This is a genomic window from Ruegeria sp. A3M17, from assembly GCF_003318255.1.
Taxonomy (GTDB): Bacteria; Pseudomonadota; Alphaproteobacteria; order Rhodobacterales; family Rhodobacteraceae; genus Ruegeria.
Genome location: NZ_QOCF01000035.1, coordinates 280,089 through 296,279 on the forward strand (window position 1 = coordinate 280,089; position 16,191 = coordinate 296,279).

General features: G+C 57.2%; 19 protein-coding genes. 7 read left to right on the forward strand and 12 right to left on the reverse strand.

All coding sequences use genetic code 11. From position 1 onward, the window contains the following. Positions 1 to 21: 21 nt before the first annotated feature. Positions 22 to 684, reverse strand: coding sequence for a DsbA family protein (locus DS906_RS19890; RefSeq protein WP_113791786.1), 663 nt, complete (start codon positions 682 to 684; stop codon positions 22 to 24). A gap of 14 nt (positions 685 to 698) precedes the next feature. Next, a complete protein-coding gene (locus DS906_RS19895; RefSeq protein ID WP_113791787.1) occupies positions 699 to 1,205 on the reverse strand; it encodes a DUF721 domain-containing protein in 507 nt (168 codons plus the stop codon). Positions 1,206 to 1,286: 81 nt separating this feature from the next. Between DS906_RS19895 and mutY the strand changes: the two genes are divergently transcribed. Beyond that, the gene (gene mutY, locus DS906_RS19900; RefSeq protein WP_113791788.1) at positions 1,287 to 2,342 is read left to right on the forward strand and encodes an A/G-specific adenine glycosylase; all 1,056 of its coding nucleotides are present in this window, start codon (positions 1,287 to 1,289) and stop codon (positions 2,340 to 2,342) included. Between the two features lie 59 nt (positions 2,343 to 2,401). Continuing rightward, positions 2,402 to 3,538, forward strand: coding sequence for an alkane 1-monooxygenase (locus DS906_RS19905; protein WP_113791789.1), 1,137 nt, complete (start codon positions 2,402 to 2,404; stop codon positions 3,536 to 3,538). Between the two features lie 84 nt (positions 3,539 to 3,622). On the opposite strand, the gene DS906_RS19910 is transcribed toward DS906_RS19905, so the two are convergent. The 4 genes from DS906_RS19910 to DS906_RS19925 all read right to left on the reverse strand — a co-directional run bounded on the left by DS906_RS19910 (position 3,623) and on the right by DS906_RS19925 (position 7,556). Further along, positions 3,623 to 5,005 (reverse strand): adenylate/guanylate cyclase domain-containing protein, encoded by a 1,383-nt coding sequence (locus tag DS906_RS19910; RefSeq protein WP_113791865.1) that lies wholly within the window; start codon positions 5,003 to 5,005, stop codon positions 3,623 to 3,625. A 144-nt stretch (positions 5,006 to 5,149) separates the two neighbouring features. Beyond that, complete coding sequence (locus DS906_RS19915; RefSeq protein ID WP_113791790.1) at positions 5,150 to 6,253, reverse strand: site-specific DNA-methyltransferase; 1,104 nt, start codon at positions 6,251 to 6,253, stop codon at positions 5,150 to 5,152. A 106-nt stretch (positions 6,254 to 6,359) separates the two neighbouring features. Then, positions 6,360 to 6,977 carry a ribonuclease HII gene (locus DS906_RS19920; protein ID WP_113791866.1) on the reverse strand — a complete coding sequence of 206 codons (618 nt, stop codon included), beginning with the start codon at positions 6,975 to 6,977 and terminating at the stop codon, positions 6,360 to 6,362. 111 nt (positions 6,978 to 7,088) lie between these two features. Next, positions 7,089 to 7,556 carry a hypothetical protein gene (locus DS906_RS19925; protein WP_113791791.1) on the reverse strand — a complete coding sequence of 156 codons (468 nt, stop codon included), beginning with the start codon at positions 7,554 to 7,556 and terminating at the stop codon, positions 7,089 to 7,091. 177 nt (positions 7,557 to 7,733) lie between these two features. Between DS906_RS19925 and DS906_RS19930 the strand changes: the two genes are divergently transcribed. The 3 genes from DS906_RS19930 (at position 7,734) to DS906_RS19940 (ending at position 10,370) form a co-directional block, all read left to right on the forward strand. After that, a complete protein-coding gene (locus DS906_RS19930; protein WP_058272591.1) occupies positions 7,734 to 8,018 on the forward strand; it encodes a hypothetical protein in 285 nt (94 codons plus the stop codon). Next, positions 7,990 to 8,691, forward strand: coding sequence for a helix-turn-helix domain-containing protein (locus DS906_RS19935; RefSeq protein ID WP_113791792.1), 702 nt, complete (start codon positions 7,990 to 7,992; stop codon positions 8,689 to 8,691). The genes DS906_RS19930 and DS906_RS19935 overlap by 29 nt, the downstream gene beginning before the upstream one ends. A gap of 107 nt (positions 8,692 to 8,798) precedes the next feature. After that, positions 8,799 to 10,370, forward strand: coding sequence for a DUF427 domain-containing protein (locus DS906_RS19940; RefSeq protein WP_113791793.1), 1,572 nt, complete (start codon positions 8,799 to 8,801; stop codon positions 10,368 to 10,370). 87 nt (positions 10,371 to 10,457) lie between these two features. Here DS906_RS19940 and DS906_RS19945 read toward each other — a convergent pair whose 3' ends face one another. The 6 genes from DS906_RS19945 to DS906_RS19970 all read right to left on the reverse strand — a co-directional run bounded on the left by DS906_RS19945 (position 10,458) and on the right by DS906_RS19970 (position 14,146). After that, positions 10,458 to 11,249, reverse strand: a complete 792-nt coding sequence (locus DS906_RS19945; protein ID WP_113791794.1) for a DUF1217 domain-containing protein — start codon at positions 11,247 to 11,249, stop codon at positions 10,458 to 10,460. Then, positions 11,249 to 11,647 (reverse strand): flagellar biosynthesis repressor FlbT, encoded by a 399-nt coding sequence (gene flbT, locus DS906_RS19950; RefSeq protein WP_113791795.1) that lies wholly within the window; start codon positions 11,645 to 11,647, stop codon positions 11,249 to 11,251. Before flbT ends, DS906_RS19945 begins: the two co-directional genes overlap by 1 nt. Beyond that, positions 11,647 to 12,021 (reverse strand): flagellar biosynthesis regulator FlaF, encoded by a 375-nt coding sequence (gene flaF, locus DS906_RS19955; protein WP_113791796.1) that lies wholly within the window; start codon positions 12,019 to 12,021, stop codon positions 11,647 to 11,649. The genes flbT and flaF overlap by 1 nt, the downstream gene beginning before the upstream one ends. A gap of 77 nt (positions 12,022 to 12,098) precedes the next feature. Further along, positions 12,099 to 13,310, reverse strand: a complete 1,212-nt coding sequence (locus tag DS906_RS19960; RefSeq protein WP_113791867.1) for a flagellin — start codon at positions 13,308 to 13,310, stop codon at positions 12,099 to 12,101. 211 nt (positions 13,311 to 13,521) lie between these two features. After that, positions 13,522 to 13,881 (reverse strand): flagellar biosynthesis protein FlgN, encoded by a 360-nt coding sequence (locus tag DS906_RS19965; protein WP_113791797.1) that lies wholly within the window; start codon positions 13,879 to 13,881, stop codon positions 13,522 to 13,524. Then, positions 13,865 to 14,146, reverse strand: coding sequence for a rod-binding protein (locus tag DS906_RS19970; protein ID WP_113791798.1), 282 nt, complete (start codon positions 14,144 to 14,146; stop codon positions 13,865 to 13,867). Before DS906_RS19970 ends, DS906_RS19965 begins: the two co-directional genes overlap by 17 nt. 111 nt (positions 14,147 to 14,257) lie before the next feature. On the opposite strand from DS906_RS19970, the gene DS906_RS19975 reads away from it, so the two are divergent. Together DS906_RS19975 and DS906_RS19980 are read left to right on the forward strand one after the other, a co-directional pair. Next, the gene (locus DS906_RS19975; protein ID WP_113791799.1) at positions 14,258 to 15,469 is read left to right on the forward strand and encodes a flagellar hook-length control protein FliK; all 1,212 of its coding nucleotides are present in this window, start codon (positions 14,258 to 14,260) and stop codon (positions 15,467 to 15,469) included. After that, the gene (locus DS906_RS19980; RefSeq protein ID WP_233494850.1) at positions 15,466 to 16,137 is read left to right on the forward strand and encodes a flagellar hook capping FlgD N-terminal domain-containing protein; all 672 of its coding nucleotides are present in this window, start codon (positions 15,466 to 15,468) and stop codon (positions 16,135 to 16,137) included. The genes DS906_RS19975 and DS906_RS19980 overlap by 4 nt, the downstream gene beginning before the upstream one ends. Positions 16,138 to 16,191 lie beyond the last annotated feature (54 nt).

The window sequence follows — 16,191 nt, forward strand, 5'->3', positions numbered from 1 at the left end:
TTGAGCCGGTCGTAAAAGCAATTAGCTGCCCAGTTCGTCTTCGATCAGCTTTTTGAAGCCGTCATAGGACTGATTCTCGACCGGATTGCCATTCACGATGAAAGATGGCGTCGCCTGAATACCGTCGCGCTCGGCATTTTCCTGATACCAGGCGACCAGCGTCTGCGCACGGGTGCCGTCCTGCAAGCAGGCCTCAAGCTGATCATTGTCGATACCAGCCAGACGCCCGATCTTGCGCAGCTCGTCCACGATTTCCGCCGGGCCACCGGCTTTGGTCCACTCGGACTGACCTTCGTAGATCAGGTCAGAGATGCCAAAGAACTTTTCGGGCCCGCCGCAGCGCGCAACCATCGACGCCCACAGGCCATAACGGTCAAAGTAGACCTCGCGATAGATGAACTTCACCTTACCTGTGTCGATGAAATCCTTCTTGAGCTGCTTGTACGCTCCCGTGTGGAAATTCGCACAATGCGGGCAGGTATAGGACGCATATTCGATGATTTCGACCGGTGCGTCTTCGGCGCCCAGAGTCATCTCGACGATGGTCGAGGTGTCCAGATCGACCTCTTGCGCCTCGGCGCTGCTGATCAGCGGATAGGCGGGGTTGGAATTTGACAGCGACAGCCAATAGCCGCCAGCGGCCACGGCGACGGCCGCACAAATTCCGGTTGCAATACGGCTCATTTCTCAGCCCTTTCTCAGCGTTTTTGCTTGGATAAAACGTTACGGCCCAGACGTTCAAGGGCTGCGCGCAGATCACCATCGTGAACTTCTTGCGCAGTGCGGTCCGCCTCGGCTGCTATTTCTGGTTCGATCTTGGGTTTCGCTTGTTTGGGCTTGTGGTCGAAACTGGCCTGCCCCTCGGCAAATCCTGTCGGAGCGGTCTGGGTGATGCGCACCCGGCTGATGGCGTTATAGCCATAGACCGCGTTCACCTTGCCGCGCAATTGTTCCTTCTGCATCTCCAGCATCGGGGCCTGCGGTCCGGTTGTCAGAACCGTCAGCGTGGCACCAATGCCACCCTTCCCGTAACCCACTTTTACCGGTCGCGCGATAGCGGCCATATCCTGTCCTACGATTTCGGACCAATGGGTCAGCAGGCGTGATACGGCAAAGCCCCGGCTTTCACCGGCGCGCCTGATCTGGTCGTTCAGCAATGTCGCGGTGCGTTTGAACCCGCGGGTCGAAGAACGTCTGCGCTGCATCTGGTTTCCAACTCCTGCGCCGCTATTGTAAAGGGCAGGACAACAGGCGCCAGCGAAACCCGACAGGGAGATAGATAAAACTTGCGTGACTCCGGTGAATTTGACGTGAGCAGTGCGCTGCTGGATTGGTACGACCGCCATGCTCGCGAGATGCCTTGGCGCGTAGCCCCCGCCGATCGGGCTGCGGGCGTGATGCCCGACCCCTACCGCATTTGGTTGTCCGAAGTCATGCTGCAGCAAACCACTGTTGCGGCTGTGCGCGACTATTTCGTGCGATTCACAACCCGCTGGCCAACGGTCGAAGCGCTGGCCGCCGCCCCGGATGATCAGGTTATGGGGGAATGGGCTGGTCTGGGATATTATGCGCGCGCCCGGAACCTTCTGAAATGCGCCCGGGTCGTGGCCGAACAACATGGCGGGCAGTTCCCGGATACTTACGAGGCGCTCCTGAAATTGCCGGGCATAGGGCCCTATACCGCAGCCGCAATTTCAGCCATCGCTTTCGACCGGCCCGAAACCGTGCTGGACGGTAATGTCGAACGGGTTATGGCCCGTCTCTACGACATTCATGACCCGCTACCGGGATCAAAACCATTGCTGAAAGACAAGGCCGCCGCGATGACGCCCACCACCCGGCCCGGCGACTACGCACAGGCGGTCATGGATCTAGGCGCCACAATCTGCACACCAAAGTCTCCAGCCTGTGGAATCTGCCCTGTCCGCGATCCGTGCGCGGCGCGCGTGGCAGGAACGCAGGCCCAGCTGCCACGCAAAACACCCAAGAAACCCAAACCCACACGATACGGCCATGTCTATATAGCTCAGGGCGATAACGGAGCCTTTCTGATGGAACGTCGTCCCGACAAGGGCCTGCTGGGTGGTATGCTGGGCTGGCCGGGATCAGAATGGTCAGACGGCCCGGCCGAGGCACCGCCCTTTCCGTGCGAATGGCAGGTGCTGCCGGGTGAGGTACGCCATACCTTTACCCATTTTCACCTGATCCTGCACATCTGGACGGCCACGCTGCCGGTCGGCTGGTCGCATGATGACCTGATTGTCATGGACAAACACGTATTCCGGCCCAGTGACCTGCCTACCGTTATGCGTAAGGCTTATGATCTCTGGCGCTCTACGTAACCCATTGTGCGGCACCGCGTGCCAGGTCTAATCTGCCCGCAGTTGTTCGGAGCGCAAAGATGATGGCATCAGACAGTCTGTCACGCTGGCAAGCGGCCCTACCGTTCTGGGTATCCTTGCTGCTGATCCCAGTCATCTGGCTCACCGCCTTTGCCGGTGGCTGGTGGGTCTTGCTTGTGCCTCTTTCGACCTGGTGGGTATTTGCGGTTCTGGACCGATTAACGGGCCTGAACCTTGAAAATGCCGATCCGGACACGCCGGACGGCGGTCTCAAGTGGTACATTCTGCTGACCAAGGCATGGGCCCCGGTTCAGTTTCTTACTTTGTTTGGGTTGCTCTGGTACGCCACTCATACCGATCACCTGTCTGTTTTGAGCAAGATTGGATTGTTCTTCGGGATGGGTGTGATCTCGGGCACCATCGGGATCAACTACAGCCATGAACTGATGCACCAGAAAAGGCGGTCAGAACGTTGGCTGGGTGATATTCTACTGGCCATGGCGTTGTATTCTCACTTCCGGTCCGAACATCTGCTGGTTCACCATCGCTATGTAGGAACGCCCCGCGATCCCGTCACTGCGCGGTACAACGAAGGATTTCACCGCTTCTATCCACGCGTCCTGTGGCAATGCCTTGTGTCCGCCTTCCATGCAGAACGGGATAAACTGGCGCGCAAGCAACGTCCATGGACCGATTTGGCGAACCCGTTCTGGCGCTATTGGGCGCTTCAGGCAGGCATGCTGGTGTTGGCTTTCTTGGTCGGTGGATGGTCAGGCCTTGCCCTGTTCCTGGTGCAGGCGGGCGTCGCCATATGGCAGCTAGAGCTGGTGAACTACGTCGAACATTACGGCCTGACCCGCAAACACCTTGGCGATGGCAAGTACGAGCATGTCCAGCCGCGCCATTCGTGGAACGCTTCGCAAAAAGCGTCGAACTGGCTGCTGATCAACCTGCAGCGTCACTCGGACCACCACTACAAACCCAACCGGCGCTTTCCGCTGCTGCAGCATCATTTGGAAGATGCGGCCCCGCAACTTCCCTATGGCTATCCGGTTATGACCATCGCTGCGATGGTACCACCGCTTTGGCGGCGCGTCATGAACCCCCGCGTTCGGGCTTGGCGGCGGCAATACTATCCCGAAGTCACCGATTGGAAGCCGTACAACAGATCTCTCAACCCGTTGCCGCGTTCGTGACCGCAGCGCGCGCCCGCGCGCTGCCCGGCCCAACGGAATGACGCGCATCTTTGATGCGTGGCAGACCGGCGGGAGCCGCCCGTCCTACTGCGCCCAGATATCCATAGTGCCCTGCACCCCGCGGACCGGCTGGTTTTCATACTTCACAAATCCTGCTGTCAGGTCGGCGGCGCTATTGCCCTCCTGCATCACCTGTGCCCGGACCGCGTCACTCAGCACCACGCGGACACCAAGATCACGCGTCATCGCCTCGAGCTTGGCAGAGACATTCACTGCATCCCCAATAACCGCGAATTCCAGTCGGTTCGCTCCGATATCTCCCAGTACCACCGAGCCATAGTGAACCCCAATTCCTACACGAATTTCCGGCTCACCTGCCCGTCGCCGCTCCAGGTTCCAGCGATCAATCACATCAATCATATCGCGTGCGCAAGCCACCGCGTTACTGGCATCCAATGGGGTCGTCACCGGCGTACCGAATGTGGCCATCAGCCCATCCCCAAGATATTTGTCCAACGTGCCGTGATGGCGAAACACTTCGGTTTCCATTCGCGCGTGAAAGCCGCGCAAAACTTCAATGACTTCATACGGGTCGCGCCCGGCCGCGAATTTGGTGAACCCCACGATGTCGATGAACAAAACGGCGATGTCTTCTTTGCGAACCTGCTTGAGCGGCTCATCATTCTGGCTGAGTTCGTCCACGACGTTCGGAGAGAAATATCGCGACAGGTTTGCACGCTCCCTCTCAAGCCCGGCATTTGTCATCAACAATCGATTGAGCCGCCGCATAGAGATACCAAGCGTAACCGCAACCATCAGGAATACGATCACCTGCTGAATACGCTGAGGGACCATAAAGCTGTTGGGATCCAGCAGTTCCGCAACATCCGGATATCCGGCCAATGCCTCGTACACGCGCTCACTGATGCCCGGAATTGGCGTAGCCACCCACCAGGCGATGATCCAGCCTACCGTCCACATCGTCGCCGTCCACGTGCCGATAGCCACGACCGTGCGCCACGAATAGGCCAGAGTTCCCGCGGCCAGAATGATGAAGAAATACTGGAAGTTGTCGAACCGGTATTGCATTGCCAGCGGTCGAACATCATCGCTGAACGGGTTCGGCACGATCATCCCCAAAGTCATGATCAGCAAGTCGACGAAGATCAGCAAAAGCTCGACTCGTGACTGGCCCACGCTGCCAGCCCGCCGGATCAACCAACCATTGGCGCAAATCAATAACAGGATGAAGTGATACCACAGAACGTCCCAATGGGGGTTCAGGTAGATCAACAAAATGCCGGTAAGGCCCATCGCCACCCAGCGAGCTCGGACGGCCAGTTCCAACCCTTCACGCTTGTGCCGTTCCAGCGCGGCCTCGGTGTACTTGTTGTCCAGATCATACTTGTCTGGCTGTGTTACAAAAAACCGCCCAAATCGGGATTCGCTGGCTGTTACATCCGACATTGCCAAGGTTCCTTCCGTGAGCAGCAGGACAAGGAATCTCATATCGGAACTGAATGAAGAATAAAACAAAAGACCCCGCCGAGATCGGCGGGGCAAGGCGTAGTGCCTTGTGTCAGGCCACAGGCACCGGCGGTATTCTTGAAATCAGTTGTGCATCTCGGCCCGGATCTGCTGACGCAAAACGTCGATCGGCACCGTTTTGCCATCGCGCTTGAAGCACCAATAGGTCCAGCCATTGCACGAGGGCGCGTTTTCCAGATGTGCCCCGACCTGGTGGATCGAGCCTTTGACGTTGTCGCCAACCAACGTTCCGTCAGCCCGAACCTTGGCCTTGTGGCGTTGGTTCATGGAATAAAGCTCTTCACCCGGGCGTAGCATGCCGCGTTCAACCAACTGACCGAAGGGCACGCGCGGCTCAGCGCGTTTGCTGGCGCTGACTTCCAGCGCCTCACGGTCGAACTTGCGGACTTTGGAAATCCGCTTCTCGGCGACCTTGCGATAGCTTTCCTCGCGCTCGATCCCGATAAATTCGCGGCCCAGCATCTTGGCTACGGCACCAGTGGTACCCGTCCCAAAGAACGGATCCAGAACAACATCGCCCGGGTTGGTCGAACCGATCAGGACACGGTGCAACAGGGATTCCGGCTTTTGCGTCGGGTGCGCCTTGTCGCCGTTCTCATCTTTGAGGCGCTCATGACCCGTGCAGATCGGCAGAACCCAGTCGCTGCGCATCTGAATGCCTTCGTTCAGTGCTTTCAGGGCTTCGTAGTTGAAAGTATATTTGGCACCTTCGCGCTTGGACGCCCAGATCATCGTCTCATGCGCGTTGGTAAGCCGCTTGCCGCGGAAATTCGGCATCGGGTTCGACTTACGCCAGACAACGTCGTTCAGAATCCAGTATCCGGCGTCCTGCAGTGCCGTACCGACGCGGAAGATGTTGTGGTAGGACCCAATCACCCAAATCGCACCATTGGGCTTGAGCAGACGATGCGCCGCTTTTAACCATTCGCGGGTGAACTGGTCATAAACACCAAAACTTGAAAACTGATCCCAGTGATCATCGACCGCATCAACCTGGCTGTTGTCGGGGCGGTGCAACTGGCCTTTTAGCTGCAGATTATACGGGGGATCCGCGAAAATCAGGTCAACCGACTCCGCGGGCAGACTGTTCATCACATCGATGCAGTCCCCGGATATAATCGTGTTTAAAGGGAGCGCTGTTGCGCCCTTTTTGGTTGTCGTTGTCATATCTCTGCCTCAAGTTCCACGGCGCTTTTGCGCTCATTTGGTTGAGACAAGGATGAGTCAAAGTCGATTCGCCGTCAATTTCTTTTTTGAATCAGCAGCTTACGATTTACTCTTGATACAAGATATTGTGTACTGGCTTGAACGAACGCCTATGATGTGGGGTCACACCAAGTTTTTGCAGCGCTTCCCTGTGTTGTTTTGACGGATAGCCTGCGTTCTTCTCCCATCCATAGCCGGGATGCTGTTGCGCCAAATCCACCATCAGTTGATCGCGCCAGTTTTTGGCAATGATCGAAGCCGCCGCAATCGACACGGAATGCGCGTCACCTTTGACCACCGCCTGCGCCGGGATCGTCAAACCCCGTGGGATCATGTTTCCGTCGATCAGCAGATAGTCGGGCGGCGGATCCAAGGCCGCAACCGCACGTTCCATCGCCAGATGCGAGGCACGCAAGATGTTGTGTTCGTCAATCTCGGCAACCGAGGCTTCAGCTATCGCAAAATCGGCCCGGTTCCGTACTTCGACGTCCAAAACGGTACGTCGTTTCGCCGTCAGTTTTTTGGAGTCGTTCAGCCCCTCGGGAATATCTTCGGGGTTCAGGATCACGGCGGCGGCAACCACTGGCCCGGCCAATGGCCCGCGGCCCACCTCATCCACACCGGCAATGCGCAGATACCCTTGCGCCACTGCCGCCTGTTCAATCGAATAATCTGGCGTTGTCATACCAACCGAAAACCGCGTTTCGCGCCCCACCGCAAGACAAAAAAGAGAGGGCGGCTTGTGCCACCCTCTCCTGCGCGGCGCTTCTGTGGCGCCGCTCCTGCTCGAAAGTGATTACTTGTAAACGACGCGGTATCCCTTCTGGCGCAGGCATGCGGGTTCATATGCCCGGTTCACCTTATTGCCGTTCCAGAAACCGACCTTGCACTCTTGCGGCAGGCTGTTGGCATGTTTGTAGTGCTTCTTGAGGCATTTCGGTGCCAGAAGCGGGTGATTGTTCGAATAGGCGCTAAACTTGCGCAGGCATTTTTGCGGCAAATCATACCGCGCAACGTGTTGTGGCAAGGGGCGCACTGGGTAACTGGGCTGGGCCACATAAGGCTGAGGCGTGTAGGTCTGATGACGCGTCGTCCGGTCCTTGCGTTTTTCCTTGTTGTAGTAGTGGACCCCGGCACCGATGATCGCGATGGCGGCAAGCCCGCCAAGGATGTCCTTGGCATCCGCCGCCCGCGCCTGCGAGGCTGAGACGCCGGTGATGGTGATAGCGGTGGCAACGATAAGGGCGATGAACTTCCGGTGCATAATGCGTGTCCTTCCTGGTGTTTCGGGGCGATCCGGCACAGACCGCAAACGTGATGCAACAACACTGGGTCCGCTCCCTTCAGACAAGCAATAACGGGCGGTTGTTATCCGATATCACACCCCTCAAACCCCTTATGTTATTGAATATCGTGCAAACCCATGCGCAGGATGCAGCCTATGAAACCAATCCTCTCTTCTCTGGCCGTTGCGGCCCTGATATCGCTTGGTACTGCTGCGTCGGCAGAGTGCTATGCGGATTACAAGGCCAAGCAGGATAATCCACTGCGGCTGCATTACGGCGTGATGCAGGTTTCGGCCTGTGACAAAGGCCAGGCTCAGCAAGAAGCCTCAAAACGCCTCAGCGCGTCAGGCTGGACATTGTTGAATGTCATGTCTGTTTTTGGGCCAGAAGGGTTGGATAAAAGGAAGGCCAATGCCGGACAATTCTATCTCCGTTACTGATACCCGGCGATCTGGCACAAGACTGGTCGGCGCAGGAATAGTGGCGATCGTACTGATTCTTGTCACGGCCGCCATCTTTCTGTTCTGGACGCTACCGGACGCCAACGCCTTTAACGCGCGTGTCGAACGGCTGTTTGTCGAAAGTGATCTGACCTCGCAGACCGAAATCCGGCTGTTGGAGATTTTGGCCCAGTCCGGCACCGCCTTTGCCGATACGCTATCCAGCTACCGCATGGTGATTTTCGTGCTGCTGGTCTTTGCCAGCGCCATGCTTGTGACGGCGCTGGTGTTTTTGGTGATGTTGGTGATGCTGAATCGACGGATGGCACAGATCGAGCGCACGGGTATTCAGGTCACGTCGCTGCTGATCAGTCGCGAGGAAAACACCGTCTATCTGAACAACATGGACTTTAAGCTGACCCCAGCTGCGATGGAGACCCTGTCTGTCCTCGCCGAATCCCGACTGGATGACGAGGTCCTGTCCGGCGTTCAGATCGAAGCGGTGATTTCGGGCAAAAGCGCCGCCGATTGTGACGAAGCCGCTGGTGCGACGCGGATCAAAAGGTTGCGCGATGCCTTGGGCAATCAGATGGTCAGCGAATTGCTGGTTAAGAACATCGCCAAGAAAGGCTATATGTTGTCCATCGAAAAAGACGTGATCCAGATGGTCTGATCCAATCGGGCCGCACAGCTATCGTGCAGAAAAATGCCGAGGCTGCCCCTTGGAAAACCTCTTCACAAGGCCCATCCTATAGGGACCCCGCGCCAGGGAGGATGAAGATGAACGTCCACGCCACAGCAAGACCAAAAGGCTATGGAATCTCGGTCGAACGGTTAGATGGTAAGATTGCGATTTACCGGGACCAGACCCTTTTAGCCGAAAGCAGCAACGCCAAAGTCATGTACGAAACACGGCTGCCGCCGACGATCTACATTCCGCGCGAAGACGTGCTGGTGGATCTCAGCGACGAAACCGAGCTGCAGACTTTTTGCCCCTTCAAGGGCACCGCAACCTATCACGACGTCATTCTTGGCGGCGAACGGCTCGCCAATTCCGTTTGGGCCTACGAAGAAGCCCTCCCCGAAAGCGCTGCCATTCAGGGGCATATCGGTTTTTTGCCCAATGCTTATTCCCGGATCGATTTGGGCGACAACCAGCTGCGGGAACCCCAAGACGGCAATATCAGCGGCCCCTTGATCGATTGGCTGATGCGTGGGGCGTCCGCAAACAACACGCCTGAGGCGTTCACCAAAGCGCTGGCCGAGAAAATGCTGGAACACGGGATTGCCATTCAACGCCTCAGCATTCTGACATGGTCCCTGCACCCTTTGATCGCCGGTAAACACTATATCTGGGAAAAAGACGAGGCTGAGATCTCGACCAATGTTCCGACCTATGAAATCCACGACCACCCAGCGTACATCAACAGCCCGTTGCGCCATGTGTCGAACGGGCTGGGCGGTGTGCGTCAGCGGTTGAACGCCGAAAACCCCCACAACAGCTTTCCGATCATGGAAGACCTGCGGGAGAAAGGGGCAACCGACTATGTCGCCATGCCGCTGCCGTTCTCGGATGGGCGGACCAACGTTCTGACCCTGACCTGTGATCACCCGGACGGTTTCACGACCGAAAACCTTGGGCTGGTGTTCGAATGTTCGCTGGTCATCGCCCGGTTCTATGAGGTTTTTATGCAGCGCGAAAACGCGCAGGTCCTGCTCGAAACTTATGTCGGCAAACGCTCGGGCGCGCGTGTTCTTGGGGGTGAAATCCGGCGCGGTGACGGCGATGAAATCGATGCTGCCATCATGTTCTGCGACCTCCGCAATTCGACCAGCCTTGAGGAACAGCTTGGGCGCGAGGCGTATATCAACCTGTTGAACGACTTTTTCGAAACCGTTTCTGGCATCGTGCATGAAAACGGCGGCGAGGTCCTGAAGTTCATAGGCGACGCTGTCCTTGCCGTGTTTCCAGCGGGCGAGGATGCAAAAGCTGCCCGCGATAATGCCCAGCGCAGCGCCATCGATATCGTCGAAAAGCTGGGAGAGCTGCGCCAGTCAGGATCCGATGCGCATTGCGATTGCTCTATCGGCGTTGCCTATGGGCGCGTGACCTACGGCAATGTCGGCTCGCGCGAACGGCTGGACTTTACCGTGATCGGACAAGCCGCGAATATCGCTGCGCGTCTGGGTGAATACGGAAAAACCAAAAACCACAGGATTGTCGTGTCTGCCGATATTTTGCCTGCCTGCGCCAACGCTTTGCCGCTTGGCGACGTCAAGCTGCATAACGTGTCGCAACCGGTCGAGTCATACGCTCTCAGAACTTCCGCGGATGCCGTTCTGAACGCTTGATTTCCGCGATCGGTTTGCATGTTTCAAAGCGTTGAGTGTTGGGATTTCTGATCAAGGTTCGGGCGCGTGACCAAGGGTTTCCATGCCTCACCCGCCGAGCAAAATAAGCGCGGTCTGCGCCGGGGAAATGATGCTTTCAAGCTGGGCGATCTGACTGCGGGCAAGGAACTGATCTGTCAGTCGCCCGACCACGGCCTCATCCTTGAACTGGGTCAGGTCGTCGGACCCGGTCAACCCTGACAACCTGTCTTTGAATACTACCAACTGTCTGTCGATGTTCAACTGGCCAAAGCTGGACGGCAACCCAAGTGCCGTTTCCATCATGCGCCGCAGCGGTGGCAGGCTCATCAAATCGAACCACTTGGTATCTTTGCTGCCCGCCTTTTGCGCCAGATCACCTAGCGCATGCTGGGCATACAAAGCGATACGCATCGTTTCATCTGACTCGCCCACCGCGATTTCAAAACGCGACACGACATTGTCGCGGGTAATGTCCTCCATGTTGGTGATCAGCCCGGTTTTGCGTACCTCGCCCGGCCCCAGCCCAAACGCCTCGGAAAACTGACGATACCTTTTGTCGGACAGTCGGTTGGACAGCGCATCCTGTGCCTTGGTCCCGTCGGACAGGATTTTCTGGATGAAGTAGCGATTATCCAGGTCAGACTCCAACCCAAAGGCGCCAAGCGCGACCTGCAACAGCCGGCGGTCGGACACCAAATCCTCTGCCGTTTGGACCTTTTTGATGTTTTCCAGAAAGTACTCGCTGTCCCTTTTATTGACGGAGGATGAGGAAAAGCTGTCGATCTGAGCATCATGGGTGCGCTGCAAAAATCGCCAACCGACAATCCCGCCCGAGGGTATGACCGGCTGGAAAGTCATTACTGATAGGCCATCAGGCGCTCTTCGCGCGGCAGCAGCGCGCGCAGGGCCTTGAGGCATTTGTAAAATTGCTGGTCCAGCAGTGCTTGGGTTGCCTCGGACAGAACCCGGCGGCTATCGGCGTCGTTAAAGACCTGGCTCAGCTCTTCGACGCGCCGCAACAATTGTTGGCGGGCCTGATCAGGTTCCATATCGCCAGACAGCACCAACTGAGCGGCGTAGCAGACGCGTCGAACCGGCGTATTTACCTGATCCGGGTGAATCGCATCCCGCAGGCGCAGTACGTTCGCCTCGGGCGTCATGATCGAAAACCGACTGCGCCGATCGCCATTTTCAACGACCACGCCGTTGATCAAAACCCGTTCTTTCGGTGCCAATTTCAAAACCAATCCCGCCATCAAGTCGCCCCCATTTGGCGAAGGCCACGCAGAACTGCCATGTTGATCTCTAACAAAGGTTCAACCGAGGCTTTGTTCCCAAGTACCTGACTGCTGTGCTGTTCGGTAAACTCGGCCAGATAGAATATCCGCGCACGCAGATCGTTGGGCAGCGCATTGTCAGAGTCGGTGACACCACTGGCCAATACGGTCCACAGGCGCCGGTTTTCATGCAGAGCCTGCACAAATGCGCCGAAATCGGACTGCTGACGGGCCGCGGCGGCCTTGAGCCTACGTGTGATTTTCGAAATCGCTTCGTATTCAGTGTCGCGCGGGGTACGCGTTGGCGCGGCGGTCTGTGCATATGCTCGTTGTGCAAGGGCTTGCGGTGTCACGTGAAATCCTCCCAGTAATCCGCCATTCGGCGGTTAGAATCAGGGCGCGTCACCGCGCCCCGACCATGGTTCTGAACTTAGCGGAACAGAGACAAAATCGATTGCGGTGCCTGATTGGCAATCGACAGCGACTGGGTGGCCAGCTGCTGCTGAACCTGAAGAGCCTGCAGACGTGCCGAGGTCTCTTCCATATCCGCATCGACCAAGGCGCCGATCCCGGATTTGAACGAGTCCGCCAGGTTCGAAATGAACTCTTTCTGCGTCTCGATCCGACCCTGCGAAGAACCGAAAGCGGCCGATGCGTCGATCGATGTGTCAATCAGCGTTTCGATTGTGGCCAACGCGGCCGTTGCGCCGGCACCGGTCGAAACATCAATGCCGGTCAACGCGCCAAGACCGCCCGAACCCGCGTTCACGTACTGAGCCGAGAACGATATGTCAGTGCCGGTCGCATTGGCAACGGACAAGGTGCCTGCCGTGCCCGAGTCGTAGTCGACCGTCAGACCCGAGATACCCAGCTCTTCAATCTTCGCCTTCAGGCCTATGGCAACAATATCACCGGTGGTCGCGGCAGCCGCATCTGTTGCGGAAACCGTGTAGGACACGACCTGATCGTCGATCGCCACGACAACTTTGTCTCCAGCCGCAAACGCGCCACTGGATTCGTCTGTCACCAGCGCCGCTGCCGAAGTTGCACCGTTGTCAATCGTTGCACCCACGCGGTCATTACCGGTGGAAGAGCCGGTCGATCCGTCAAAGACCTGTGCCGCCGTGTACCCACCGGTCGAAAGGTCCTGACCCGCAACAGTGATGGAAGACGCGGTTACGTTGCCTGCATTGTCCCGGTCAAGGGACGCGAGGATCGAAGCGGATCCGGCTGAACCGTTAACCAGGTTGAGACCGTTGAATTGCGCGGCGTTCACCACCGAGTTGATCTGGCCCTTCAACGCGGTGACATCGTCGTTGATCTTGTCGCGATCAACATTGTCTTCCTGTGCCGCAACGATCTTGCTTTTCATCTGAGACAGCAGATCAGTGACCGTTTCGGATGCGTTGCGCGCAACCGCCACGGTGGATTCACCCAGGGCCAGGCTGTCCTTGATCGCGTTAAAGCCTTTGACATCCGACTCCATGACCTTGGAAATCGCCCAGACGGCCGAGTTGTCTTTCGCAGTCGCAACGTCCTTACCCGTCGAGATCGCGTTCCGCGTTGCCCCAAGATCCTTGTTGACCGACTTGAGAGTTTGCAGCGCAACCATGGCGCCATTGTTTGTCAGAATGCTGGACATTAGCTTTCTTCCTTTTTCGTTCGGGCCCTTTGCGCCCATGCTCACCCCGCCACTGGTGCGGGCTTTGACGTCTTTCTGATCGGTGCGATCCGCCGTCGGGCTGTTCGCGCCACCTGATTTGTCCAGGTGCCCGAACACCTTTGACGTCGATCCCCTAACGGAGTGCTAAAGCGAGAAGGTCAGAAACCTCGGATTTGAATCAAACCCGTATCTATGCCCGTTTTTCCAGCTTGGCTTGATGGCGGACGGCAAATTCGCTGCGCTGCCCGTCCGCACCATAGGTGCTGAATTCCTGCCGCACGCGCCGCAACTCGGCCATGCGGTTGGCCACAGCGCGAATCCCTTCGGCGGCGCTGTTTAGCAACGCCTGATTCCGCTCGACCTTTCTTTGCAGGCGGATCAGCTCATCACTATCAAGGACGTCAAGATCATTGATCGCACCAATCAGCTTTTCCTTTTCCGGAGCCGTATGATGCAGGCAATCCAGATCGCCCTGCACCAGCGCGTTTCGCTCAAGCTCAAGAACGTCTTCGAGTGATTTTACTAGGTCGGATTCAGACGTCTTTGGCATCGTTTTTCTCCATCATGGATTGGAACAGGATTTCGGACAGGCCAACGCCACCGGATCTGGCCAGCGCACGGGCCTGATGCTGAACAAGAAATGAGGCAAACTGATCTTCACCCGCACCGCCGCCAAAGGATTGGCGCGCTTTGCCCAGCCCGGCGGATTTCAGCATCTCACTCAGAAACGCGGCCTCTAGTTCAATCGCCGCCTCCCGCAATTTCTGGGAATAGGCGGGGGGGTGAGACGGGGAAAGAGGCGGGGAAACCTTCATTGCTATCTCCAAAAATTACATCGAACTTTTTCGATCAAAAGCGAAAGCAGTTAAAATAAACGTAACTTCCTGCAGGCAGGTTTCCGGTCACACAACCGGAGTCGGAGCAAAATGCCCAACCCTCTTTCAGTGATGACATCCTCGTCGGCCGCAACCGCCAAACCCCACGGGGTCAATCCCGAGCAGGGGGATGAAAACGGCGCGACGTTTGAGGCCGTGCTCAATCAACACAAAGGTGAGAACAAGGAAGAAGCAGCCGTTCTTACAGGCGCTGAACCTGAACAGGACGTCGACGTTGAAACGGACGAGGCTGTCTTGCTTGAAAATACAGAAGTGCCCGCTGATCCCACCCAGAGTGAGCGGACACCCCTTCTGGACACGCGTCTTGAAGTGAGCACAAAACGCGATCCCGCCGAAACACCCGTGTCAGCTGCGTTACCCGACGCGCGCAGTCCGAAAGTGCCTGAAACCGAACAAACCGGCCAGGCCAACACGGTCGATGGACTGGATGCAGGCATCAATGAATCGCGCAAAGTCACCCCGGATTTTCGGCACAGCGCGGTTTTGAGTCCTGCGTCACAACCAATAGCAACGCGGGCAAAGGCGGACCTCGCGACTTCTGTGTTGCAACCTGTGGGCATATCCCCAAAAGTGACCGCAGACCTGACCGTTCATCCAGCGCAGCACCAGCGTGAAACGCAACGTCCGCCGCAAAGCAATCTTGCCCCACCGCAAACGACCAACCCGGATCGCGCACCAAGCATCGCTCAATTGCAGATGTTCGCGCCGGAAAAAACCCGTTCTCAGGCTGACGTGCCAGCATTTCACGAGGTGGAAGACATTCACCCCCTCAGGGCAGATTCGCCCGTTTCGGCGGGTCGGGACTCGGTATCTTCTGCGCAAGTCATGGCTCAGACAGCCCGAGCCGAGACAGCGCGCGCCGTTGCCGGGCAAATGGCCGCTGTCATCAATGCTCAGCCAAAATCCGGTTCCGTTGAAATCGCGCTGAACCCCGAAGAACTGGGGCGGGTTTCCATCATGTTGAACGGCCGCGATGACGGATTGCATCTGACAATTTCCGCCGAGCGCCCGGAAACCCTGGAGATGATGCGGCGTCATTTGGCGGTGCTGGAGGAAGAGTTCAAAAATTTTGGCTTAGGCGATCTGTCATTTGACCTCGGGACATCCGAAGACGCCGACCAGAACCAGGCCGGCCATCAGGAAGGATCGCCTGCTGAGACCGCGCAACTCACCGATTCCTCTTCAAACGCGTCACCCATTCCAAAAACCGGCCCCGTTGGCCGCATCGACATGAGGTTGTGAAATTGATTACCCCGACCCAACCCAACGCCCAACCGTCAGCCACAGCGCAATACAAAGACGCGCCAAAGCAAACAGGTCTGGCTTCAGACTTCGAGACATTCCTGCAGATGCTGACCGTACAGGCCCAGAATCAGGACCCTTTGAAACCTTTGGATGCCTCGGAATATGCATCGCAACTGGCGCAATTCTCGATGGTCGAACAACAGGTTCAGACAAATGATTTGTTGGCGATACTTGGACAGGCGCTGGGTGGCGCAAATCTGGATAGACTCGGCAAATGGATCGGGATGGATGTGCGGGCACCCTCGGCTTTCCAATATGAGGGCGAGCCCGTGACGCTGTTTGCCACACCTGCACCCGCGGCTGACAAGGCGGTCATAGTCATCCGCGACAGTGACGGTGCCGTTGTCGATCGTGTGGCTGTTTCCACGACCGACGATAAAACAGTTTGGACTGGTCAGGGAAGCGATGGGCAGCCTCTGGCGGCGGGAAGTTACTCGGCCACACTGGAAAGTTATGATAGCGACGAACTGTTATCGACACAGGTGGCAGAGACCTATGGCGAGGTTGTCGAAGCACAGGTTACGGACAATCAGGTTATGCTGACCCTCGAAAGCAGGCAGGTTGTCGCCGCCACGACGGTGACCGGGGTCAGAGCCGGAACTTGATCTGCCGGGCAGGACAGTTCAAACCTTGGCAGATTCGACTCGCTAACTGCATTG

Excerpts from the sequence above, each read along its gene's own strand:
- DS906_RS19890 (WP_113791786.1), bottom strand. The coding sequence starts at position 684 with ATGAGCCGTATTGCAACCGGAATTTGTGCGGCCGTCGCCGTGGCCGCT.
- DS906_RS19895 (WP_113791787.1), bottom strand. The coding sequence starts at position 1,205 with ATGCAGCGCAGACGTTCTTCGACCCGCGGGTTCAAACGCACCGCGACA.
- DS906_RS19905 (WP_113791789.1), top strand. The coding sequence starts at position 2,402 with ATGATGGCATCAGACAGTCTGTCACGCTGGCAAGCGGCCCTACCGTTC.
- DS906_RS19910 (WP_113791865.1), bottom strand. The coding sequence starts at position 5,005 with ATGTCGGATGTAACAGCCAGCGAATCCCGATTTGGGCGGTTTTTTGTA.
- DS906_RS19915 (WP_113791790.1), bottom strand. The coding sequence starts at position 6,253 with ATGACAACGACAACCAAAAAGGGCGCAACAGCGCTCCCTTTAAACACG.
- DS906_RS19920 (WP_113791866.1), bottom strand. The coding sequence starts at position 6,977 with ATGACAACGCCAGATTATTCGATTGAACAGGCGGCAGTGGCGCAAGGG.
- DS906_RS19925 (WP_113791791.1), bottom strand. The coding sequence starts at position 7,556 with ATGCACCGGAAGTTCATCGCCCTTATCGTTGCCACCGCTATCACCATC.
- DS906_RS19930 (WP_058272591.1), top strand. The coding sequence starts at position 7,734 with ATGAAACCAATCCTCTCTTCTCTGGCCGTTGCGGCCCTGATATCGCTT.
- DS906_RS19935 (WP_113791792.1), top strand. The coding sequence starts at position 7,990 with ATGCCGGACAATTCTATCTCCGTTACTGATACCCGGCGATCTGGCACA.
- DS906_RS19940 (WP_113791793.1), top strand. The coding sequence starts at position 8,799 with ATGAACGTCCACGCCACAGCAAGACCAAAAGGCTATGGAATCTCGGTC.
- DS906_RS19945 (WP_113791794.1), bottom strand. The coding sequence starts at position 11,249 with ATGACTTTCCAGCCGGTCATACCCTCGGGCGGGATTGTCGGTTGGCGA.
- flbT (WP_113791795.1), bottom strand. The coding sequence starts at position 11,647 with ATGGCGGGATTGGTTTTGAAATTGGCACCGAAAGAACGGGTTTTGATC.
- DS906_RS19960 (WP_113791867.1), bottom strand. The coding sequence starts at position 13,310 with ATGTCCAGCATTCTGACAAACAATGGCGCCATGGTTGCGCTGCAAACT.
- DS906_RS19965 (WP_113791797.1), bottom strand. The coding sequence starts at position 13,881 with ATGCCAAAGACGTCTGAATCCGACCTAGTAAAATCACTCGAAGACGTT.
- DS906_RS19970 (WP_113791798.1), bottom strand. The coding sequence starts at position 14,146 with ATGAAGGTTTCCCCGCCTCTTTCCCCGTCTCACCCCCCCGCCTATTCC.
- DS906_RS19975 (WP_113791799.1), top strand. The coding sequence starts at position 14,258 with ATGCCCAACCCTCTTTCAGTGATGACATCCTCGTCGGCCGCAACCGCC.